A 21,768-nucleotide genomic window follows, 5' to 3' on the forward strand; every position below is an offset into this window, starting at 1 on the left:
GACGGCCCGCCCGGTGCGAAGGGGACGGCCCGCCCGGGCCGTCGGTGCCGGCGGCTAGCCTGCGGGACGTGCCAGACGACCTCTTCGCCGCCGCCGCGGACGACACCGGTGGCCGCAGCGACCTGCGCGCCCCGCTCGCCGTGCGCATGCGGCCGCGCTCCATCGACGAGGTCCGCGGCCAGGCCGAGGTGCTGCGCCCCGGGTCCCCCCTTCGCCGTCTCATCGAGGGGGCGTCCGGGTCGGCCGGCCCCATCTCCGCGATCCTCTGGGGGCCTCCGGGGACGGGCAAGACGACCCTCGCCCACCTCGTCGCGACGGCCGCCGACCGCGACTTCGTCGAGCTGTCCGCGGTGACCGCCGGCGTCAAGGACGTCCGCAAGGTCATGGAGGACGCGGCGGTGTCGCGCTCCCTCTACGGGCGGGCGACGGTCCTCTTCCTCGACGAGATCCACCGCTTCACCAAGGCGCAGCAGGACGCGCTGCTGCCCGGCGTCGAGAACCGCGACGTCATCCTCGTCGCGGCGACGACGGAGAACCCGTCCTTCTCCGTCATCGCGCCGCTGCTCTCGCGCTCGATCCTCGTCACCCTCGAGTCGCTCACCCGCGAGGAGGTCGCCGAGGTGCTCGACTCAGCGGTGGCCGACGAGCGCGGGCTCGAGGGCGAGTACGTCCTGCAGGACGACGCCCGCGACCACCTCGTCGCCGTCGCCGGGGGCGACGCACGCCGCGCCCTGACGAGCCTCGAGGCCGCGGCCGGGGTGGCCCTCGACGACGCCGGGGTGCGCCTCGACACCTCCACCGCTCTGCCGATCACGCTCGCCCACGTCGAGCAGGCCGTCGCGCGGGCGGCGGTGCGCTACGACCGCACCGGCGACCAGCACTACGACGTCGCCTCTGCCTTCATCAAGTCGATGCGCGGATCCGACGTCGACGCCGCGCTGCACTACCTCGCACGCCAGCTCGAGGCCGGCGAGGACCCCCGGTTCATCGCGCGGCGGGTCGTCATCTCCGCGAGCGAGGACGTCGGTCTCGGCGACCCGACGGCGCTGCAGACCGCCGTCGCCGCGATGCACGCCGTCGCCCAGATCGGCATGCCCGAGGCGCGCATCATCCTCGCCCAGGCGGTCGTGCACAACGCCCTCGCGCCGAAGTCCAACGCCGCCTACACCGGCATCAACGAGGCGATCGCCGACGTGCGCGCCGGCAAGGTCGGCGCGGTCCCGCCGCACCTGCGGGGGAGCGGGTACACCCAGGCGTCGGACCGGGCGAAGGGGGCGAGCGGCGGCCAGAAGGTGGCCGGCTACGTCTACTCGCACGACGAGACCGACGGCGTCGCCACGCAGCAGTACCTGCCCGACGAGCTGCACGCCGAGCTCGCCGACCGCTCGTACTACCGGCCGACCGACCGGGGATTCGAGGCCCGGTTGCAGGAGCGGTGGAGCTGGCTGCGCGGACGGCTGCGGGGGCGGTAGGGCCCCCAGGCGCCCCGGCTCAGCCGTCGAGCCGTGAGGTGCTGATCTCGCGGTGGCCGTCCTCGTCGTCGACGACGAGGGTGCGGCCCCCGAGCATCTCCGCCTGCACCACGGCGCCGGCGAGCAGGGCGTCATGCGTGCCCTGCGGCGCGCCGGGGGTCGTCTCGAGGAGGAGCACGGGCACGACGCCGTCGCGCACCGTGCCGAGGACGACGTGCCCCGCCCACCCGGCGTGCTCGTCGTCGGGCATCGCCTGCAGCCAGGCACCCAGCTCACCCTCCTGCCGAAGCCGGCGGGCGGCCGCCGCGTCGAGACCGGCCTCGGTGAGGTGGGCTCCGTCGGTGAGGCCGTCACCTGGCTCTCCCCGCCCGTACGAGATCCAGCCGAAGGACGTCGGTGTGTCGACCCCGGACTCGACCATGCGGTCCCACCGCTCGACGATCTCGGCGGGAGGCGACGGCGGGTACTGGGGCACGTCCGTGACGTAGACGGGAGCGCCGGTGGTCGTGCGCTCGCCGGATGCCGGGTCGGGCGGCACCAGCTCGACCCGGTCGCCGTCGGCACGCCGACTGGCCCGCCCGACGTAGCCGGTCGCGAGCTCCTCCATGAGCCAGAAGCGCACGTCGTCTGCCCAGGCGGCGGGCCAGCCGATCTCGTGCGTCTTCGCCCCGTCCAGGTCGAGCCCGTAGGCCCAGCTGTCAGTCGCCAGCCGGATGACGAAGGGGTGGGGCGCGTCGTGCCAGCGGAAGACGATCGCCACCTGCTCGCCCTCGGCACGGACCTCGTCGACGACGCAGCCGTCCGTCGGCGGGCTGGTCACGAGGTCCTGCGCGGCCTCGGCGCACCGTCGCGCGAGGTCGGTGGTCTCCTCGGGGCCCGTCTCGTCGCTCATGCACCGATCCTGCCCGGGCTGTCACCCCTTCGCCCTACGGTCGGCAGATGATCGACCACCTCGGGATCACCTGCGCGGACCTCCCGGCCGTGGCTGCCTTCTACGACGAGGTCCTCGCGGTCCTCGGTCACCGCCGGCTCATGGACCACGGCGTCGCCATCGGGTACGGCACGCACCAGCCGGCCTTCTGGGTCGCTCGTGCCGAGGGCGACGGGCCGGTCCGTGAGGTGCACGTCGCCTTCTCGGCGCCCGACGCGGCGGCGGTGCGCGCCTTCCACGACGCGGCCCTGCGGCACGGCGCCGAAAGCCTCCACGCACCACGGATGTGGCCCGAGTACCACGAGCACTACTACGGCGCCTTCGTGCGCGACCCGGACGGCAACAACGTCGAGGCGGTCTGCCACACCGCCACGGACGGGGACTGAGCCGGGGCGGGGTCCTAGAGTGCCCAGATGGTGACCATCGAGCAGGTCGTCGGCATCGCGCTGGCGAGCGTCGTCCTCATCGCCGTCCCGGGGCCGTCCGTGATGTTCGTCGTCGGTCGCGCGCTGAGCCACGGCCGTGGCAACGCCCTGGCGAGCGTCGTGGGCAACACGGCCGGCTGCTACCTGGCCGGCATCGCCATCGCTGTCGGTCTGGGGCCCCTGCTGGAGCGCTCCGAGCTGCTCTTCCAGGCGATCAAGTGGGTGGGCATCGCCTACCTGCTCTACATCGGCGTGCAGGCGATCCGCCACGCCGGGCCGCTGACGGAGGACGACGGGCGCGCGGTCCGCCCCCGTGACCGCAGCGCCTGGGGCGCCGTGCACACCGGCGTCGTCGTCGGGGTGACCAACCCCAAGACCTTCGTCCTCTTCACCGCGGTCGTGCCCCAGTTCGTCGACCCCGCAGCGGGGGGCACCGCGGTCCAGATGCTCGTCCTGGGCGTCGTCCCGATGCTCATCGGGCTCGTCACGGACACGACGTGGGCGCTCGCGGCGGGTCGTGCCCGCACGTGGCTGGCGCGGTCACCGCGGCGGATGACGACCGTGGGTCGAGCCGGCGGCGCCTGCATCATCGGGGTGGGTCTGTCCGTCGCCGGCTCCGGCGACCACCGCTGACCCGGCGTCGGGTGGCAGCGGCGGCTCGGGGGCGTCTCCGGCGACCGCCGCCGTCAGGGTCCGAGGCTGCGGGAGCGCGGGTGGTCCGTCTGCGGCAACCGTCGTGGGTCGGCACCGGTGGAGCGGGCGGTCCGTCTCCGGCGAGCGTCCCGAGCTGGCACCGACGGCGGGGTCGTCTCCCGAGGACCACCGTTCATCTGGTGCCGGCTGAGCGACGGACCGCTTGCGACGATCACCTCCACCCGTACCCGTACCCGTACCCGTGTCCGGAGCAGGCTCCGGACACCATGTCGGAGCAGCATCGGAGCGGCGGCGCAGCGTTGTCGGTGGTCACCCGTAGCGTCGTGACATGGACCTGGTGGAGAGGGTGCCGGTGGCGACGCGGCCACCGCTCGACGCGATCGACGCGACCGTGGTGGCGTCGTGGTGCGAGGCGCTGCGCGTCCTCGGCGAGCCTGTCCCCGAGGACGAGGCGATCGAGCAGGTCGCCGCTCTCGAGCGCCTGAAGTCCGCGGCGGCGGCTGCCCAGGCGCGGGTCACCGCGACCCTGTGGCAGACACGGGTCGCTCGTGAGACCGACGCGGGGGTGCCGGCCGACCAGCGCGGCCGGGGTCTGGCCGACGAGATCGCCCTGGCCCGGCGCGAGCACCCGAGCCGGGGCTCGCGTCATCTCGGCCTCGCACGGGCCCTCGTCGAGGAGCTGCCGCGCACCCTCGACCACCTCGCCACCGGCACCACGAGCGAGTGGACGGCGACCGTCATGGCCCGCGAGACGGCCGTGCTCGAGCCCGACGACCGACGTCAGGTCGACGCCGAGCTCGCCGGTCGTCTGTCCGAGATGACCCCGCGGCAGGTCGAGCGGGCCACTCGTGCCAGGGCGCAGGCGCTCGACGCGGCGGCAGTGGTCCGCCGACGCGCTCGCGCGGTCGCCGAGCGGCGGGTCTCCCTTCGGCCGCAGCCGGACGCCATGGCCTCGCTCACCGGGCTCGTCCCGATGGAGCAGGGGGTCGCCGCCTGGGCGGTGCTGCGGCGCGACGCAGAGGCCCGCAAGGCGGCGGGCGACGACCGTGGCATCGGTCAGCTCATGGCCGACCTCCTCGTCGAGCGGGTGACCGGGCAGGGCACGGCCGACGCCGTCCCCGTCGAGGTGCAGCTCGTCATGACCCCGGGCACCCTGCTCGGCCTCTCGGACGCCCCCGCCGATCTGCCGGGGCACGGCCTGCTCCCGGCGGAGGTGGCCCGGGTCCTCGTGCTCGGCGACGACGTGCCCCCAGGCACTCACGCAGGTATCCGCGCGGGGAGAGCAGGTACCCACGCGGGGGGAGACGCAGGCACTCGCGCGGGGAGAGACGCAGGCACTCGCGCGGGGAGAGACGCAGGCACTCGCGCGGGGAGAGCAGGTGCCCGCGCGGGGAGAGATGCAGGCACCGACGCTGGCCCCCGCGCAGACATCGACGCGGAGCCAGACGCAGACACAGACGCGGCTGACCCTGGCGAGGTCTGGGGCGGACGTCCTGCAGCCAGGGTCTGGTTGCGGCGGGTCTTCACGGACGAGATGGGTCGGGTCTGCGACGTCGACAGCCGCCGACGGCTCTTCCCCGCCGCGGTGCAGCGCCTGCTCCGAGTGCGTGACGGCGTCTGCCGCTTCCCCTTCTGCGACGCACCGGTCCGCCACGCCGACCATGTCGTCGGTGTCGTGCTCGGCGGGTCGACCTCTGCCGCCAACGGCCAGGGCCTGTGCGCCCGCCACAACCTCGTCAAGGCGCTCCCGGGCTGGGCCGCGGTGGTGTCCGCGTCGGGCACCGAGGCCGTCGTCGTGACGACGACCCCGACGGGACATCACTACCGCAGCCCGGTGCCCCCGGTCACGGAGCTGGCGCAGTGGCGTGGGGGCCGGCAGCAGGACGACGACCTCCGGCGCGGCGAGGCTTCGTGGAGGGACGAGGAGTCCCGGGCGCGTGAGGGGGATGAGCAGGGAGCGGAGCCCCACGTCTGGCAGGACGAGTGGGACGACGAGTGGACCGACACCTGGTGGCAGGACACCGGCTGACCCAGGTCGGGCCGGTGGTGCCCGAATGGGCAACCGCCCGGCCGAGCACGCCGAGTACCCTGTCGTGGATGACTGTGCACCCCGGTGCGGCGAGCGCCGCGCGAGCTATGACGGGGGTCGCCGGACCCGGATCGGTCCGCTGACCCCCTTCGCCCCTGCTCGCACCCTCACCGAACCCCTCACCGCCTGCACCAGACAAGGACTGAAACCCGAGATGGAAACTGCCGAGATCCGACGTCGTTGGCTCGCCTTCTTCGAGAGCAAGGGGCACACGGTCGTGCCGTCCGCCCCGCTCATCCACGAGGACCCGAATCTCCTCTTCGTCAACGCCGGCATGGTGCCCTTCAAGCCCTACTTCCTCGGGCAGGAGACGCCCGCCTGGCAGCGCGCCACGAGCGTGCAGAAGTGCGTGCGCACCGGTGACATCGAGGAGGTCGGCAAGACCTCGCGTCACGGCACGTTCTTCCAGATGAACGGCAACTTCTCCTTCGGCGACTACTTCAAGCGCGACGCCATCACCTTCGCGTGGGAGCTGCTCACCTCGAGCCTCGAGGACGGCGGCTACGGCCTGGACCCCGAGCGCCTGTGGGCGACCGTGTACCAGGACGACGACGAGGCGGCGGCGCTGTGGCTCGAGCACACGTCGATCCCCGCCGAGCGCGTCGTGCGCCGGGGCAAGAAGGACAACTACTGGCACATGGGCGTGCCCGGTCCGGGCGGGCCGTGCTCGGAGATCTTCTACGACCGCGGGCCGGAGTACGGCCAGGAGGGCGGTCCGGAGGTCGACGAGGACCGCTACATGGAGATCTGGAACCTCGTCTTCATGCAGTACGAGCTGTCCGCGGTCCGCGCGAAGGACGACTTCGACGTCGCGGGCCCGCTCCCGGCGCAGAACGTCGACACCGGGATGGGTCTGGAGCGCATCGCGAGCATCCTCCAGGGCGTCGACAACCTCTACGACATCGACGAGGTCGCGCCGGTCCTGGCCAAGGCGGCCGAGATGACCGGCAAGACCTACGGCGCGACCGGCGCGAAGACCGCCGGCGAGTCGCACCCTGACGACGTGCGGCTGCGCGTCGTCGCCGACCACGTCCGCTCCTCGCTCATGCTCATCGGTGACGGCGTCACCCCGGGCAACGAGGGCCGCGGATACGTCCTGCGCCGCATGCTGCGCCGCGCGGTCCGCTCGATGCGCCTGCTCGGCTACGACGAGCCGGCGCTGCCGCACCTGCTGCCCCTCTCGATGGAGCGGATGAGCGCGTCCTACCCCGAGCTGCGCACCGGCTTCGACCGGATCGCCCAGATCGCCTACGCCGAGGAGGAGGCCTTCCGGCGCACCCTCGCGCAGGGCACCCAGATCCTCGACACGGCGGTCGAGAGCACGAAGGGGGGCGGCGGCGACACCCTGTCCGGCGGCGAGGCCTTCCGGCTGCACGACACCTACGGCTTCCCCATCGACCTCACCCTCGAGATGGCGGCCGAGCAGGGGCTGTCCGTCGACCGCGAGGGCTTCGTCGCCCTCATGGACGAGCAGCGCCAGCGCGCGAAGGCCGACGCCCGCGCCAAGAAGGGCGGTCACGCGAACACCGAGGTGTGGAAGCAGCTGCGCGCCGCCGGCGAGACCGACTGGCGTGCCTACGAGGAGCTGAGCTCCGAGGCCCGTGTCGTCGGCCTGGTGCGCGACGGCGAGAGCGTCGAGGAGCTGCTGCCGGGCGAGTCCGGCCAGGTCGTCCTCGACCGCACCCCCTTCTACGCCGAGTCCGGCGGCCAGGTCGCCGACGCAGGAGTCATCGGCGGCGACGGCAGCCACCTCGTCGTCAAGGACGTCCAGCGCCCGGTCAAGGGCCTCGTCGCGCACACCGTCGAGGTCGTCACCGGTCCGCTGCGCGTCGGTGGCCAGGTGCTCGCCGAGGTCGACCCGCAGTGGCGCGTCGACGCCTGCCAGGCGCACTCGGGCACCCACGTCGTCCACGCGGCGCTGCGCCAGGTGCTCGGCCCCACGGCCCTGCAGTCCGGCTCGTACAACAAGCCCGGTTACCTGCGGCTCGACTTCGCGTGGGGCCAGGCGCTCTCGGCCGACGCCCGCGCCGAGATCGAGCACGTCGCCAACCTCGCGGTGCGCGACGACCTGCCCGTCTCCGCGGCCTACATGACCCTCCCCGAGGCCCGTGAGCAGGGCGCGCTCGCGCTCTTCGGCGAGACCTACGGCGAGAAGGTCCGCGTCGTCGAGATCGGCGGCCCGTGGTCGCGCGAGCTGTGCGGTGGCACGCACGTGCGTCGGTCCGCCCAGATCGGGGCGATCACCCTCACCGGTGAGTCCTCCGTCGGCTCCGGGGTGCGCCGCGTCGAGGCCTTCGTCGGCATGAACGCGCTGTCCTACCTCGCGACCGAGCGCGCGCTCGTCGCCGAGCTCTCCGAGATCGTCAAGGCCCCCGGGCCGCAGCTGCCCGAGCGGGTCGCCGAGCTCGTCGCGCGGCTGCGCGAGACCGAGCGCGAGCTCGAGCGCATGCGTCGTGACCAGGTGACCGCGGCCGCGGGCTCGCTCACCGACGACGCGAAGGACATCTCCGGCGTCACCGTCGTCGCGGCCCATGTCGCCGGGGGAGGCGCCGACGACGTGCGCCGCATGGTGCTCGACACGCGCGGCAAGCTCGGCGAGGAGCGTCCGGTCGTCGTCGCCCTCACCGGTGACGGCGGCGCGAAGCCGGTCGTCGTCGTCGCGACGAACGAGTCGGCCCGGGGGCGGGGGATCAAGGCCGGCGCGCTCGTGCGCGTCGCCGCCCAGACCCTCGGCGGCGGTGGCGGCGGCAAGGACGACATCGCCCAGGGCGGTGGCGCGGACCCGGCGAAGGTCGGGGACGCGCTCGCCGCCGTCGAGCGCGAGATCGGGGCGCTCTCCTGAGTGCCGCCTGGCGACCGGGGACCCGGGTCGGCGTCGACGTCGGCGCTGCCCGGGTCGGCGTCGCCGCGTGCGACCGGGACGGCGTCCTCGCCACCCCGGTCGCCACCCTGGCCCGGGACATGGAGACCGGGTCCGACGTGCGTGAGCTCGTCGAGATCGTCCGCGAGCGCGAGGCGGTCGAGGTCGTCGTCGGCCTGCCCCGGTCCCTCGACGGGACCGAGGGACCGGCCGCCGAGCACGTCCGGGCGTGGTGCGCACAGCTGCACCAGGCCCTCACCGGACCGGGCGGCATCCCGGACACGCCGGTCCGCCTGGTGGACGAGCGCCTGACGACGGTGGATGCTCACCGTGGTTTGCACGCCAGCGGATTGCCGGGGCGCGCGCACCGCCGGGTCGTCGACCAGGCGGCCGCCGTCCTCATCCTCCAGGCCGCCATCGATCGCGAGCGCAGCCTGGGCGAGCCCCTCGGGGAGCTCTTCGCCGGACCCCCTGCTCGCAAGCCGCGACGTAAGGAACGACGAGCATGAACGCCCATCTCGAGGACGACATCTTCGACGACGACCGGCACCACCACTCCCACCGCAGCCGCCGCGACGCATCCCGCGCCCGTCGGCCGAAGCGGCGCGGACGGACCGCCGTCGCGCTGCTCCTGGCGGTCGCCGTCATCGCCGGCGGCGGGTACCTCGCCTTCGGCTCGCTACGCGGCATCGTCCCCTCCTTCGGCTCCGAGGCCGTCGAGGACTTCGCCGGCCCCGGCGCCGGGCAGGTCGAGATCACCGTCGAGGAGGGCGCGACCGGCTCCGACATCGGGTCGGCGCTCGAGGAGGCCGGGGTCGTGAAGTCCTCCGGCGCTTTCGTCCAGGCCGCCGCGGCCGAGCCCGACAAGGCCGCGAAGATCCAGCCCGGCACCTACGAGCTGAAGAAGGAGATGAAGGCCTCCGACGCCTTCACCTGGCTCGCCGACAACGCCAACCGCGTCGCCCAGGGCGTGACCATCCCCGAGGGTCTATGGGCGGTCGAGATCTACGAGCGCCTGTCCAAGGCGACGAAGATCCCCGTCGCCCGCTACGAGGCCGCGGCGACGTCGGAGCAGCTGAAGCTCCCGACGGAGGCCGGCGGCTCGATCGAGGGCTGGCTCTTCCCCTCGACCTACGAGTTCCCCAAGGACTCCACCCCCGTCCAGCAGCTCGACACGATGATCGCCAAGACCCAGGAGGAGCTGCAGAAGGCCGATGTGCCGCGCGCCCGCTGGGAGCGCACGCTCACCGTCGCCTCGATCGTCGAGGGCGAGTCCGGTGCCGCGGACCGCGGCAAGGTCGCCCGCGTCGTCGAGAACCGCCTGGCCGACCCCACCGGGCCGACCGTCGGCATGCTCCAGATGGACAGCACGATCCACTACCTGCTGAAGAAGCGCGGCACGATCACGACGTCGGACAAGGAGCGCGAGTCCGACAGCCCGTACAACACGTACAAGAACAAGGGGCTGCCCCCCGGCCCGATCAACAACCCGGGCGCCGCGGCCATCGAGGCCGCCGCCGACCCGGAGCCGGGGAAGTGGATCTTCTTCGTCACCGTCGACCCCGACACGGGCGAGACGAAGTTCGCCACGACGACCGCGCAGCACGAGCGCAACGTCCAGGAGTTCTGCCGCAACACGGGCAGCTGCGAGTGACGCGGCCGGTGACCCGGCGGGCGGCGGTCCTCGGCTCGCCGGTCTCGCACTCGCTCTCACCGGCGCTGCACCACGCGGCCTACGCGGCGCTCGGCCTCGACGACTGGGCCTACGAGCGGCACGAGGTCGACGAAGGGGGGCTCGCCCCCTTCGTCGCGAGCCTCGACCCGTCGTGGGCCGGGCTGAGCCTGACGATGCCGCTCAAGGTCGCCGCCTTCGACGTCGCGACCGAGGTGAGCCCGCTCGCCCGGGCCACCGGCGCGATCAACACCCTCGTGCGCACGCAGACTGGGTGGTCGGGTGACAACACCGACGTGCACGGCGTCGTCGCCGCGCTGCGCGAAGGGGGAGCCGCCGGCGCACGCAGGGCCCGGGTCCTCGGCGCCGGGGCGACCGCTCGCTCGGCCCTCGCGGCCCTGCAGGAGCTCGGCGTGCAGGAGGTCATGGTCGCCGCCCGCGACGAGATGAAGGCCGCCCGTCTCGTCCGCAGCATGGATCTCGACGTGCTCGTCGAGATCCGTGGCCTCGACACCTGGGTCTACGACTGGCCACCGGCCGACGTCGTCGTGAGCACCCTGCCCGGGGGACCGGCGAACGAGGCGGCCGCGTCTGTCGTCACGGGGGCCGGCCGCGATCACGAGCGCCGCGGCCGGGTCAGCGAGATCGCCGACGGCGTCCTCCTCGACGTCGTCTACGCCGACTGGCCGACCCCCCTCGCCCGGGCGGCGGCGCGGGGAGGAGCCACGGTCGTGCCCGGCACCCGCATGCTCCTGCACCAGGCCGCCCGCCAGGTCGAGCTCATGACCGGCCGGTCGGTCGACGACGACGTCCTCGCCGCGATGTCGGCCGCGCTGCCCCCGCTGCCCCCCACCTGACGGACACGTGCGCGGAGCACCCCGCACCGGGTGCGAGGATTGGCCCCATGCTGCGTTGGTTGACCGCTGGTGAGTCGCACGGGCAGGCGCTCGTCGCGACCCTCGAAGGACTGCCCGCCGGCGTCGAGGTGACCACCTCCGACGTCGCCGGTGCGCTCGCCCGTCGACGCCTGGGCTACGGCCGGGGCGCGCGGATGAAGTTCGAGCAGGACGAGGTGACCTTCCTCGGCGGCGTGCGCCACGGGTCGAGCATCGGCTCCCCGGTCGCCGTGATGATCGGCAACACCGAGTGGCCCAAGTGGCAGACGGTGATGAGCGCCGACCCGGTCGCGGCCGACGCCCTCGCCGCCTCCGACGACATCGGTGCCGAGAAGGAGATCGCGCGCAACAAGCCGCTGACGCGCCCTCGGCCCGGTCACGCCGATCTCGTCGGGATGCAGAAGTACGGCGTCGACGACGCCCGCACGATCCTCGAGCGCGCCTCCGCCCGCGAGACGGCCGCACGCGTCGCCCTCGGCGAGATCGCCGAGCGCTTCCTCGAGCAGGCCTACGGCATCCGCCTCGTCGCGCACACCGTCGCCATCGGCGAGGCGTCCGTGCCGCAGGACGCCGACCTGCCGACCCCCGACGACACGGCCGCGCTCGACGCGAGCCCGGTCCGCTCGCTCTCGCGCCCCGGCACCGACGCGATGGTCGCCGAGATCGAGGCGGCCAAGAAGGACGGCGACACCCTCGGCGGCGTCGTCGAGGTCCTCGCCTACGGCCTGCCGCCGGGCCTGGGCAGCCACGTCCACTGGGACCGCCGTCTCGACGCCCGGCTGGCCTCCGCCCTCATGGGCATCCAGGCGATCAAGGGCGTCGAGGTCGGCGACGGCTTCACGACCGCCCGTCGCCGCGGCTCGGCGGCGCACGACGAGATCGTGCGCGGCGAGGACGGCGTCATCCGTCGCCGGACCGGCCGTGCAGGCGGGACCGAAGGGGGCATGAGCACCGGCGAGGAGCTGCGCGTGCGAGCCGCGATGAAGCCGATCAGCACCGTGCCCCGCGCGCTGCAGACCGTCGACGTCACCTCCGGCGACTCCGCGACGGCGATCCACCAGCGCTCCGACGTGTGCGCCGTGCCCGCCGCCGGCGTCGTCGCCCAGGCGATGGTCGCCCTCGTCCTCGCCCAGGCCTGCCTGGAGAAGTTCGGCGGCGACTCGCTCGCCGAGACCTCGCGCAACCACCGCGCCTACCTCGACTCGATCCCCGAGCTCATGCGCTCGTGGGACGAGCAGGACGCGCTGTGAGCGCCGTGAGCACGGCCCCGCTCGTCGTCCTCGTCGGCCCTCCCGGGGTCGGCAAGTCCACCGTCGCCGCGCTCCTCGCCGAGCGCGTCGGCGCCCCACTGCGCGACAGCGACGCCGACGTGGAGGCGGCCGCCGGCCGCCCGATCGCCGACATCTTCGTCGAGGAGGGCGAGGAGTACTTCCGCGGTCTCGAGACCGCTGCGGCCGCCGCGGCCCTCGCCGAGCCCGGCGCCGTCGTCTGCCTCGGGGGAGGGGCGGTCATGACCCCGGCGGTCGACGAGGCCGTCTCCGCCGCCGCGTCGGCCGGCGCGCGGGTCGTCATGCTCGACGTCGGCATCGCCGACGCCGCGCGGCGCATCGGCCTCAACCAGTCGCGTCCGCTCCTCGCCATCAACCCCCGCGCCTCCTGGATCGCCATGATGGAGACGCGTCGACCCACGTACGAGCGGCTCGCGACCGATGTCGTCGACACCGCCGGCCGCGACGTCGACAGCGTCGTCGCCGAGGTCGAGGCCCTCGTGCGAGACGCGTCGTGAGCGTCACGACGATCCCCGTCGGCCAGGACTACGACGTCCTCGTCGGCCACGGCGTGAGCGACCAGGTCGCCGGCCTCGTGCCGAAGGGGGCGCGGCGCGCCCTCGTCGTCTACCCGGAGCCGCTCGCCGAGCTCGCCGGACCGGTGATCTCCTCCCTTCGCTCCCTCGGGCTCGAGGTGCTGCCCGCCGCCGTCCCGGACGCCGAGGCGGCCAAGGACATCTCGGTGGCGGCCCGGCTGTGGTCGCTCATGGGCGAGGCCGAGATGACCCGGACCGACGTCGTCGTCGGCGTCGGCGGTGGCAGCGTCACCGACCTCGCGGGCTTCGTCGCCGCCACGTGGCTGCGCGGCGTGCCGGTGATCCACGTGCCGACGACCGTCCTCGGCATGGTCGACGCCGCCGTCGGCGGCAAGACCGGGGTCAACACCCCCGAGGGCAAGAACCTCGTCGGTGCCTTCCACCTGCCCGTCGGGGTCCTGTGCGACCTCGACACCCTGCGGACCCTGCCGCCGGCCGACCTGAGCGCCGGTCTCGCGGAGGCGGTCAAGGGCGGCTTCATCGCCGACCCGCGCATCCTCGAGCTCGTCGAGGCCGACCCGGTCGACGTCGTCGACCCGAGCTCGGCGCGGCTGCGCGAGGTCGTCGAGCGCAAGATCGCGGTCAAGGCGCGGGTCGTCGCCGCGGACCTGCGGGAGTCGCACCTGCGCGAGATCCTCAACTACGGGCACACCCTCGGCCACGCGATCGAGCACCACGAGCACTACCGGATGCGCCACGGCGAGGCCGTGGCCGTCGGCATGGTCTTCGCCGCCGAGCTCGCGCACCGCAGCGGTCTGCTCGACGCCGTGGTGCTCGCGCGCCACCGCGAGGTGCTCACGTCGCTCGACCTGCCGACCGGGTACGACGGGGCGACCTTCGACGAGCTGCACGCGGCGATGCGTCGTGACAAGAAGACGCGGGGAGCGACCCTGCGCTTCGTCGTGCTCGACGCGCTCGCGAGCCCGACGCGTCTCGAGGGGCCCTCGGAGCAGCTGCTGCGCGAGGCCTACGCCGCGATCTCCGGCTGACCTCAGACCCGGTCGTCGCCGGCGTCGCGGACGACGAGCGCGACCTGCACGCGGTTCTCGACGTCGAGCTTGGTGAAGATCCGCCCGACGTGCGACTTCACGGTGGGCACGGAGAGGTAGAGCTGCTGCGAGATCTCGGTGTTCGACAGTCCCCGCGCGACCGCGCGGGCCACGTCGAGCTCGCGCTCGGTGAGCCGGCCCAGCTGCTCGCGGGCCCGGTCGCGCACCGGGCCCTGGCCCTCGCCGTCGGTCACCGCCGCGATGAGCTGGGCCGTGACCGTGGGCGAGAGGGTGGGCTCGCCCCGCGCGACGGAGTGGATCGCGGCGACGAGCGCGTCGGGGCGGGTGTCTTTGAGCAGGAAGCCGGCCGCCCCGACCTGCAGCGCCCGCAGGACGAGCTCGTCGGCGTCGAAGGTCGTGAGGACGAGCACCCGCGGCGGACGGGGTCGGGCGAGCAGGGCCTGCGTCGCCGCGATGCCGTCCATCCGCGGCATGCGGATGTCCATGAGCACGACGTCGGGCTCGTGCCGGGGCACGACCTCGAGCGCCTCGAGCCCGTCGGCGGCCTCGGCGACGACCTCGACGCCCTGGCTGCCGCCGACCATGAGGGTGAGACCGGCGCGCACGAGCGGGTCGTCGTCGACGACGACGACGCGGACCACCTCGCTGCTCATGCCGGCCACGGCAGCCGGACCTCGAGCGCGAAGCCGCCGCCGGGGCGGGCGCCCGCGCGGGCGCTGCCGCCGAGCAGCTCGGCCCGCTCGCGGATGCCGAGCAGGCCCAGGCCCGAGGGGGTGCCGGACGGGGGAGGGCTCGCCGGGGCGATGTTGACGACGCTCACGAGGACATCCTCCCCGGGCGTGACGTCGACGCGCGCGACGGTCGGCGCGCCGGGGGCGTGCTTGCGCACGTTCGTCAGCCCCTCCTGGACGACGCGGTAGGCGGCCCGGGAGACCTCCTCGGGCACCTGGGCGACGAGGGTGTCGTCGTGCGCCCGTCCGCCGAGGGGGAGCACGAGGTCGACCGGGCCGTGCTCGCGCGCGTCGGCGACGAGCGCGTCGAGGACTGCGAGGGTCGGCTGCGGCGGCTCCTTCTCGGCGGCCCCGACGCCGGGGTCGCCGTCGCGGAGCACCCCGAGCACCGATCGCAGGTCGCGCATCGCGGCGCGCGAGCCGTCCTCGATGACGCGCGCGGCGTCCCTCACCTGGTCGGGGGTGAGGTCGGTGCGCGAGGCGAGGGCGCCGGCGTGCATCGTCACGACGGAGATGCGATGGGCGAGCACGTCGTGCATCTCGCGGGCGATCCGGTTGCGCTCGCCCGTGCGCGCCTGCTCCTCGCGGGCGTGCTGGGCGCGCTCGGCGGCCTCGGCCCGGGCGAGCAGCGAGCCGACGAGCTCGCGGCGTGCGCCGATGTAGAAGCCGATCGCGACGAAGAGCGCGGTGATGACGAGGCTGAGTGCCACGTACACGAGCAGCGGCATGCCGAGCTCGGTGCTGCTGAAGAAGGCCTCGAAGACGAAGGTCGCCAGACCCGTGGGCGCGAGGACGACGACGACCTCGCGCCACCGACGCCGGGTCGCCAGCGACATGAGCGCGAGCATCGCGGGACCGGCGGCAACGGTGGAGAAGACCGAGACGAGCGAGAGGACGAGCGCGACGGCGACAGGCCAGCGCCGGCGGAAGAGGACGAGCGGGGCGGTGAGGACGCCGACGACGAGGTCGAGCCAGAGCCGGGCGTCGTTCGCGGGGTCCCACGTCCAGGTCCCGTCGGGGAGGGTGCGGCCGAGCTCGCTGACCTGGATCGCGAAGAGGACGATCGAGGTGATGCCGACGACGGCCAGGCGCCACGTATGGCCCCACCACGAGATGCGGGGCTGCTGGACGGGCGCGGGTCTGGGCACGCGACCAACCCTAGGCAGCCCCGACCGTCCGCGGCAGCGACCCAGGGCTCGGGGCGGGCCGAGCGGGCCATACCCAGGTATGACACAGGGTCATCCGTCCGGCCGATGCGCCGGGGGAGGCCGGCGGGCGAGGGTGGAGCCATGATCCAGATCGAGCACCTCACGAAGCGTTACGGCTCTTTCACCGCCGTCGACGACGTCTCCTTCGCCGTCGAGCCCGGCCGGGTCGTCGGCTTCCTCGGCCCGAACGGCGCGGGCAAGTCCACGGCGATGCGCATGCTCGTCGGGCTCACGCCCCCCACCTCGGGCCGGGCGCTCGTCCACGGCCGGCCCTACCGGCTGCTCGAGCAGCCCGGGCGTCACGTCGGCGTCATGCTCGACGCCTCCGCGCAGCACCCCGGCCGCACCGGTCGTGAGGTCATCCGTCTCGCCGCGATCCAGATGGGCGCGCGCCGCGGGCGGGTCGACGAGGTGCTCGACCTCGTCGGGCTCACCTCGAAGGAGTCCTCGCGCCGGGTGCGCAACTACTCGCTCGGGATGCGTCAGCGTCTCGGGCTGGCCGCGGCCCTCGTCGGCGAGCCCGAGGTGCTCGTCCTCGACGAGCCGGCCAACGGCCTGGACCCGCAGGGCATCCACTGGATGCGCACGCTGCTGCGCGACTTCGCCGACGACGGCGGGACCGTGCTGCTCTCCTCGCACCTGCTGCACGAGGTGCAGGTCATCGCCGACGAGCTCGTGATGATCGGCCACGGCCGGGTCGTCGCCCAGGGCTCGGTCGAGGAGCTGCTCAGCGGGCGCGGGAGCCGGGTCCGCTCGGCCGACGACGACGCTCTCGCCGCGGCCCTGCGCGAGCAGGGTCTCGAGGTCACCGCAGCCGCAGGGGGGCTGCAGGTGGCCGGCGAGAGCGAGGTCGTCGGACGGGTGGCCCTGGCGGCCGGTGTGCCGCTCGTGTCCCTGGCCGCGGCGAGCGAAGGGGCGCTCGAGGAGATCTTCCTCGAGCTCACCTCGGCGCAGGCCCGCTCCGGGCACGACCAGGCGGCCCAGGACCGGGCGGAGGTGGCAGCATGAGCGCCCTCGCCACGACCACCTACGTCGAGCTGCGCAAGATGGTCGACACCCGGGCGGGCCGCTGGCTGCTCGTCGTCATGGCCGCGGTCGGCGGGGCGGCCGTCGCCGCCGTCGCGATCTGGGGCGATGCGCAGGAGCAGAGCCTGCAGACCTACCTCTCCTTCGCCGCCCTGCCGCTCGCCCTGCTCCTGCCCGTCCTCGGCATCATGTCCGCGACCCAGGAGTGGACGCAGCGCACGGGTCTGGTGACCTTCACCCTCGAGCCGCGGCGCGGCCGGGTCGTCCTCGCGAAGTCGCTCGCCGCGCTCGTCCTCGGCGTCGTCGTCCTCGCCGCCGCCGCACTCGCCTGCGCGGTCGCGACGCTCTTCTCGACCAGCCCGCAGGCGTGGGACCTGCCGGGAGCGATGGCCGGCGGGGTGGTCCTCGCCATGGGGATCTACCTGCTGCAGGGGCTCGCCTTCGGCATGGTCTTCCTCAGCACGCCGCTGGCGATCGTCGCCTCCTTCGTCCTGCCCACCGTGTGGACGATCGTCTCGACGCTCAACGAGCGCTTCGAGACCGCGGCGAGCTGGCTCGACCTCAGCCGGGTCACGGAGCCGCTGCTCGCCGGGCAGATGGCCGGTGACGACTGGGGGCGTCTGGCCACCTCGAGCCTGCTGTGGCTGGGTCTGCCCATGGCGCTCGGCACGTGGCGGGTCCTCACCCGCGAGGTGAAGTAGGAGCCGGCCCGGCGCATCGAACCACCCGTGCGCCCGTCGTCCACAGGGGGACGGCGGGCGCACGGGTCTGCCGACGGGAGTCTGCGCGGGGTGGCCCGGCGCGGCGCCAGGTCAGGAGGTCGGGGCGTCCTCGGGCCGGCGCTCCTCGGGCTCGACGAGGCCGCGCATGAGGTCGACGACCTCGTCGGTCAGGTCCGGCCCGAGCGAGCCCCACCCGTGCTCGTAGCCGTAGATCTCGCGCAGCGGCACACCCGTGCGCGCCTCGCTGACGAGCTCGATGTCGTCGGCGTCGACGAGCCCCGGGTGCCACACGCCGACGGCCTCTGAGACCTTGAGCAGGTCGCGGCGCAGGGTGTTGAGATAGCTCGCGAGACGCACGGCCTTGAGCTGCGGGTCGAGGCCGTGGGCCAGCCACGGCGACTGGGTCGCCACCCCGGTGGGGCAGTGGTCGGTGTGGCACTTCTGCGCCTGGATGCACCCGATCGACAGCATCGCCTCGCGCGCGACGTGGAGCACGTCGCACCCCATCGCCATCGCGACCATCGCGTTGTCGGGCAGGCCGAGCTTGCCGGCGCCGATGAAGGTCACGTCGTCGGCGAGCCCGGCCCGCGCGAAGGTCGCGTAGACGCGGGCGAAGCCGAGGCGGAAGGGCAGGGCGACGCTGTCGGTGAAGATGAGCGGGGCCGCGCCGGTCCCCCCTTCGCCCCCGTCGACGGTGACGAAGTCGACCCCGCGCTGCCGGTCGACCATCGCCTCGGCGAGCTGCTCCCAGAAGACGAGGTCGCCGACGGCGGACTTGATGCCGACGGGCAGCCCGGTGCGCTCGGCGATCTGCTCGACGACGTCGAGCATCGAGTCGACGTCGGTGAAGGCGGTGTGCCGCGACGGGCTCGCGCAGTCCTGCCCGAGGGGGATGCCGCGGATCTGCGAGATCTCCGGCGTGATCTTCGCCGCGGGCAGCATGCCGCCCAGCCCCGGCTTGGCGCCCTGGCTCAGCTTGATCTCGACGGCGCGCACGGGAGCCGAGGCGCACAGGTCGACGAGCCGCTCGATGTCGAAGCGGCCGTGCTCGTCACGGCACCCGAAGTACGCGGTGCCGACCTGGAACATGAGGTCGCCGCCCTGGCGGTGGTGGTCCGACAGACCCCCCTCGCCGGTGTTCTGGTAGGCGCCGGCGAGGGCGACCCCGCGGTTGAGGGCCTGGATCGCCGGACCGGACAGGGAGCCGAAGCTCATCCCCGAGACGTTGACGACCGACTCCGGGCGGAAGGCGTGCCGCCGGCCCCGCGGCCGGCCGATGACCTTGGCGGCCGGGAGGCGGACGAGGTCGTCGTGCTCCCCCTTCGCCCCGTGCGCGAGCGCGGAGGAGGGGGCGACGTCGGAGAAGGTCCGGTGCTTGATGATGACGTAGGACTCGCCGCGCTCGACGTCGTTGTCGGTCCCGAAGCCGGTGTAGTTGTTCTCGAGCTTGCTGCTCGCGTAGACCCACGAGCGCTGGTCGCGGCTGAAGGGCCGCTCCTCGTCGTTGCTCGTGACGATGTACTGGCGCAGCTCGGGGCCGACGCGCTCGAGGGCGTAGCGCAGGTTGCCCACGACGGGGTAGTTGCGCCGGATCGCATGGGTGCGCTGGGTGAGGTCGCGGGCGGCGACCGCGGCCACCGCGCCCAGACCGCCGAGTCCGGCCCACAGGGGAGTGCGTGACATGCCCGCAGTCTGCCCCCGCGCAGGTGCGCGTGGGACGATGCGCCGGTCCATCTCCATGACGAGAGGCAGCCGACGGTGAGCCCGACCCCCGATCGTCCTGCGCGCACCCGCGTCCTGCTCGCGGCGCTGCTCGCCGTGGCCCTGCTCGCGGGCGCCGCCGGCTGGTGGGTCGCGCGCGACGACGGGTCTGCCGCCGACGTCGCGGCCGGGCTCTCGGGAGCACCGGCCGGCGCGGACTTCTACCGCGCCGACGCGCAGGAGATCCGCGACGGCGAGCACGGCAGCCTCATCTGGTCGCGGGAGGAGGCCGGGACCGGCCTCGAGGGGGCCCGCACCCACCTCGTCCTCTACCGCTCGGTGGGGGCGAAGGGGGAGCCCGTCGCGGTCTCCGGGACCGTCACCCTGCCGCCCGGCGAGCCGCCGGAGGGCGGCTGGCCGGTCATCTCGTGGGGGCACGGCACGACGGGGACGGCCGACACGTGCGCGCCCTCGCTCACCACGCTGCAGGGCCAGGCCCGCTTCTACACGAGCCTGACGCAGCGGGTGCTCGACACCTACCTCCAGCGCGGCTACGTCGTCGTCGCGAGCGACTACGAGGGGCTGGGCACGCCCGGTCCGCACCCCTACCTGCTCGGCGAGAGCGCGGGTCGGGCGATGACCGACATCGTCAGCGCCGCGCGCGAGCTCGACGACCGGGTCTCCGGCACATGGCTGGCGGCCGGGCACTCGCAGGGCGGCCAGGCCGCGCTCTTCACCGCGCAGTCCGTCGACGGGTACGCCCCCGACCTCGACCTGCAGGGCATCGCCGCGATCGCGCCGCCCTCGCAGCTGCGCCGGGCCCTCACGACCTCGATACGGGACGACCTCGACCGCTCGACCTTCCTCGGCCCGCTGCTCTCCTCCGCCGCCGCTGTCGCGGGGGTGCCGCGCGACCGGGTCTTCAGCGCCCGTGGCGTCGCCCTGCTGCCCCAGCTCGAGGACCGGTGCCTCGAGGGGCTGTCCGCGCAGGACTCCTTCGGGGGCGTGCGCACGGGCGACCTCGTCCGACCGGGCGTCGGTCTCACCGAGGTCGAGAGGGTCGTCGCCGACAACGACGCGAGCGCGCTCACCCCCGAGGTGCCCGTCCTCGTCGTCCAGGGCACGGCCGACACGACGGTGCCGGTGATCCTCACCGACGCCCTCGCCCGGCAGTGGCGCGCGGACGACGTCGACCTCACCTACCGGCGCGTCGCCGGCAAGGGGCACGTCGACGTGCTCGAGGACGCCCGCACCTCCGTCGACCGCTGGCTCGAGCAGACGGCCCCCGCCCTGCCCTGACGCCCGGACGTCCCGCCCGTCCCCCGCCCACGCGGTCCGGGCCCCGGCCCGCAGCCGATAGGATGCACGACGTCCCGTGCGCGGGGGCTCCTCCCGCGCGACCCCGAGCACGAAGGCGCATCCCCACGTGGCTAGCACGAACGACCTGAAGAACGGCATGGTCCTCCGCATCGACAACCAGCTCTGGTCGGTGGTGGAGTTCCAGCACGTCAAGCCCGGCAAGGGCCCGGCCTTCGTCCGCACGAAGCTGAAGTCCGTCACGACCGGCAAGGTCGTCGACAAGACCTTCAACGCCGGCACGAAGGTCGAGACGGCCAACGTCGACAAGCGCACGATGCAGTACCTGTACAACGACGGCACCGACTACGTCTTCATGGACCCGGACACCTACGACCAGATCCCGGTCCCGCCCGAGACCGTCGGCGACGCCGCGAAGTACATGCTCGAGAACCAGGAGGCGGTCGTCGCCCGCCACGACGGCTCGGTGCTCTTCATCGAGCTGCCCGCCTCGGTCGTCCTCGAGATCACCTACACCGAGCCGGGCCTGCAGGGCGACCGCTCCACCGGCGGCACCAAGCCGGCGACCGTCGAGACCGGCGCCGAGATCGCGGTCCCGCTCTTCGTCGAGCAGGGCACGAAGATCAAGGTCGACACCCGCGACGGCAGCTACCTCGGCCGCGTGAGCTGAGTGGCGGCTCGCACCAAGGCCCGCAAGCGCGCGCTCGACCTGCTCTTCGAGGCCGAGTCGCGTGGCCTCAACGTCTCGACGCTGCTCTCGCAGCGGGTCGAGACGCCGGTGACCGAGCACCCGCTGCCCGACTACACCCGTGAGCTCGTCGAGGGCGTCGTCGCGCACTGGAAGGACATCGACGAGCTGCTGTCGACGTACAGCCAGGGCTGGAGCGTCGAGCGCATGCCCGACGTCGACCGCGCGATCCTGCGCATCGGCACCTTCGAGGTGCTGTGGTCCGCGGACGTCCCGGAGTCGGTGGCGATCGCCGAGGCCAAGGCGCTCGCGACCGAGCTGAGCACCGACGAGTCGCCGCGCTTCGTGCACGGCCTGCTCGCCCGGATCGCCGAGGTCAAGCCGACCCTCATCTGAGCCGGCGGGCCCCCTCCCGGGGTCCCGCCAGCCCCGCCGCAGGCCGCGCCCCGACCGACCCGCCCGGCCCGCCGCGCCGCCCCCCCCCCCCCGCGCCCCACGCCGA

20 protein-coding genes are annotated in these 21,768 nt (G+C 73.8%); 16 read left to right on the top strand and 4 right to left on the bottom strand.

The features are described 5' to 3' along the window. The first annotated feature begins 68 nt into the window (after positions 1-68). Positions 69-1,472 (top strand): replication-associated recombination protein A, encoded by a 1,404-nt coding sequence (locus LIV55_RS00130; RefSeq protein WP_068276273.1) that lies wholly within the window; start codon positions 69-71, stop codon positions 1,470-1,472. 19 nt (positions 1,473-1,491) lie between these two features. Here LIV55_RS00130 and LIV55_RS00135 read toward each other — a convergent pair whose 3' ends face one another. Then, complete coding sequence (locus LIV55_RS00135) at positions 1,492-2,364, bottom strand: hypothetical protein (protein ID WP_229298831.1); 873 nt, start codon at positions 2,362-2,364, stop codon at positions 1,492-1,494. Positions 2,365-2,411: 47 nt separating this feature from the next. On the opposite strand from LIV55_RS00135, the gene LIV55_RS00140 reads away from it, so the two are divergent. The 10 genes from LIV55_RS00140 to aroB all read left to right on the top strand — a co-directional run bounded on the left by LIV55_RS00140 (position 2,412) and on the right by aroB (position 13,852). After that, the gene (locus LIV55_RS00140; protein WP_229298832.1) at positions 2,412-2,789 is read left to right on the top strand and encodes a VOC family protein; all 378 of its coding nucleotides are present in this window, start codon (positions 2,412-2,414) and stop codon (positions 2,787-2,789) included. Positions 2,790-2,816: 27 nt separating this feature from the next. After that, positions 2,817-3,461 carry a LysE family translocator gene (locus tag LIV55_RS00145; RefSeq protein WP_229298833.1) on the top strand — a complete coding sequence of 215 codons (645 nt, stop codon included), beginning with the start codon at positions 2,817-2,819 and terminating at the stop codon, positions 3,459-3,461. Positions 3,462-3,810: 349 nt separating this feature from the next. Then, positions 3,811-5,511, top strand: coding sequence for an HNH endonuclease (locus LIV55_RS00150; protein ID WP_229298834.1), 1,701 nt, complete (start codon positions 3,811-3,813; stop codon positions 5,509-5,511). Positions 5,512-5,725: 214 nt separating this feature from the next. After that, positions 5,726-8,413: an alanine--tRNA ligase gene (gene alaS, locus LIV55_RS00155; protein ID WP_229298835.1), complete on the top strand. Its 2,688-nt coding sequence runs from the start codon at positions 5,726-5,728 to the stop codon at positions 8,411-8,413. Beyond that, positions 8,410-8,940: a Holliday junction resolvase RuvX gene (gene ruvX, locus LIV55_RS00160; RefSeq protein ID WP_229299533.1), complete on the top strand. Its 531-nt coding sequence runs from the start codon at positions 8,410-8,412 to the stop codon at positions 8,938-8,940. Before alaS ends, ruvX begins: the two co-directional genes overlap by 4 nt. Further along, positions 8,937-10,085, top strand: a complete 1,149-nt coding sequence (gene mltG / locus LIV55_RS00165) for an endolytic transglycosylase MltG (RefSeq protein WP_229298836.1) — start codon at positions 8,937-8,939, stop codon at positions 10,083-10,085. The genes ruvX and mltG overlap by 4 nt, the downstream gene beginning before the upstream one ends. An 8-nt stretch (positions 10,086-10,093) precedes the next feature. Then, positions 10,094-10,960 (top strand): shikimate dehydrogenase, encoded by an 867-nt coding sequence (locus LIV55_RS00170; protein ID WP_229298837.1) that lies wholly within the window; start codon positions 10,094-10,096, stop codon positions 10,958-10,960. 47 nt (positions 10,961-11,007) lie between these two features. Beyond that, positions 11,008-12,249: a chorismate synthase gene (gene aroC / locus LIV55_RS00175; protein ID WP_068276251.1), complete on the top strand. Its 1,242-nt coding sequence runs from the start codon at positions 11,008-11,010 to the stop codon at positions 12,247-12,249. Next, the gene (locus tag LIV55_RS00180; protein ID WP_308012848.1) at positions 12,246-12,785 is read left to right on the top strand and encodes a shikimate kinase; all 540 of its coding nucleotides are present in this window, start codon (positions 12,246-12,248) and stop codon (positions 12,783-12,785) included. The genes aroC and LIV55_RS00180 overlap by 4 nt, the downstream gene beginning before the upstream one ends. Next, positions 12,782-13,852, top strand: a complete 1,071-nt coding sequence (aroB, locus tag LIV55_RS00185) for a 3-dehydroquinate synthase (protein WP_229298838.1) — start codon at positions 12,782-12,784, stop codon at positions 13,850-13,852. Before LIV55_RS00180 ends, aroB begins: the two co-directional genes overlap by 4 nt. Positions 13,853-13,854: 2 nt before the next feature. On the opposite strand, the gene LIV55_RS00190 is transcribed toward aroB, so the two are convergent. Both LIV55_RS00190 and LIV55_RS00195 read right to left on the bottom strand, forming a co-directional pair. After that, on the bottom strand, positions 13,855-14,526 hold the full coding sequence (locus tag LIV55_RS00190; protein WP_123091956.1) for a response regulator transcription factor: 672 nt from the start codon (positions 14,524-14,526) through the stop codon (positions 13,855-13,857). Then, complete coding sequence (locus tag LIV55_RS00195; RefSeq protein WP_229298839.1) at positions 14,523-15,752, bottom strand: sensor histidine kinase; 1,230 nt, start codon at positions 15,750-15,752, stop codon at positions 14,523-14,525. The genes LIV55_RS00190 and LIV55_RS00195 overlap by 4 nt, the downstream gene beginning before the upstream one ends. Before the next feature lie 141 nt (positions 15,753-15,893). On the opposite strand from LIV55_RS00195, the gene LIV55_RS00200 reads away from it, so the two are divergent. Then, the gene (locus tag LIV55_RS00200) at positions 15,894-16,820 is read left to right on the top strand and encodes an ABC transporter ATP-binding protein (protein ID WP_229298840.1); all 927 of its coding nucleotides are present in this window, start codon (positions 15,894-15,896) and stop codon (positions 16,818-16,820) included. Next, positions 16,817-17,539 carry an ABC transporter permease gene (locus LIV55_RS00205; RefSeq protein ID WP_229298841.1) on the top strand — a complete coding sequence of 241 codons (723 nt, stop codon included), beginning with the start codon at positions 16,817-16,819 and terminating at the stop codon, positions 17,537-17,539. Before LIV55_RS00200 ends, LIV55_RS00205 begins: the two co-directional genes overlap by 4 nt. A 111-nt stretch (positions 17,540-17,650) precedes the next feature. Here the strand turns inward: LIV55_RS00205 and LIV55_RS00210 are convergent, their stop codons facing one another. Then, positions 17,651-19,243 carry an FMN-binding glutamate synthase family protein gene (locus LIV55_RS00210; RefSeq protein WP_229298842.1) on the bottom strand — a complete coding sequence of 531 codons (1,593 nt, stop codon included), beginning with the start codon at positions 19,241-19,243 and terminating at the stop codon, positions 17,651-17,653. Between the two features lie 75 nt (positions 19,244-19,318). Here LIV55_RS00210 and LIV55_RS17065 point away from each other — a divergent pair, with 75 nt between their 5' ends. From LIV55_RS17065 to nusB, 3 genes are all read left to right on the top strand, one after another. Continuing rightward, positions 19,319-20,560 carry a lipase family protein gene (locus LIV55_RS17065; RefSeq protein WP_229298843.1) on the top strand — a complete coding sequence of 414 codons (1,242 nt, stop codon included), beginning with the start codon at positions 19,319-19,321 and terminating at the stop codon, positions 20,558-20,560. 127 nt (positions 20,561-20,687) lie between these two features. Next, positions 20,688-21,248: an elongation factor P gene (gene efp / locus LIV55_RS00220; protein ID WP_068276228.1), complete on the top strand. Its 561-nt coding sequence runs from the start codon at positions 20,688-20,690 to the stop codon at positions 21,246-21,248. After that, on the top strand, positions 21,249-21,662 hold the full coding sequence (gene nusB / locus LIV55_RS00225; protein ID WP_123091625.1) for a transcription antitermination factor NusB: 414 nt from the start codon (positions 21,249-21,251) through the stop codon (positions 21,660-21,662). It abuts the gene before it with no gap. Positions 21,663-21,768: the final 106 nt, after the last annotated feature.

The organism is Janibacter melonis, from assembly GCF_020567375.1.
GTDB lineage: Bacteria > Actinomycetota > Actinomycetes > Actinomycetales > Dermatophilaceae > Marihabitans > Marihabitans melonis.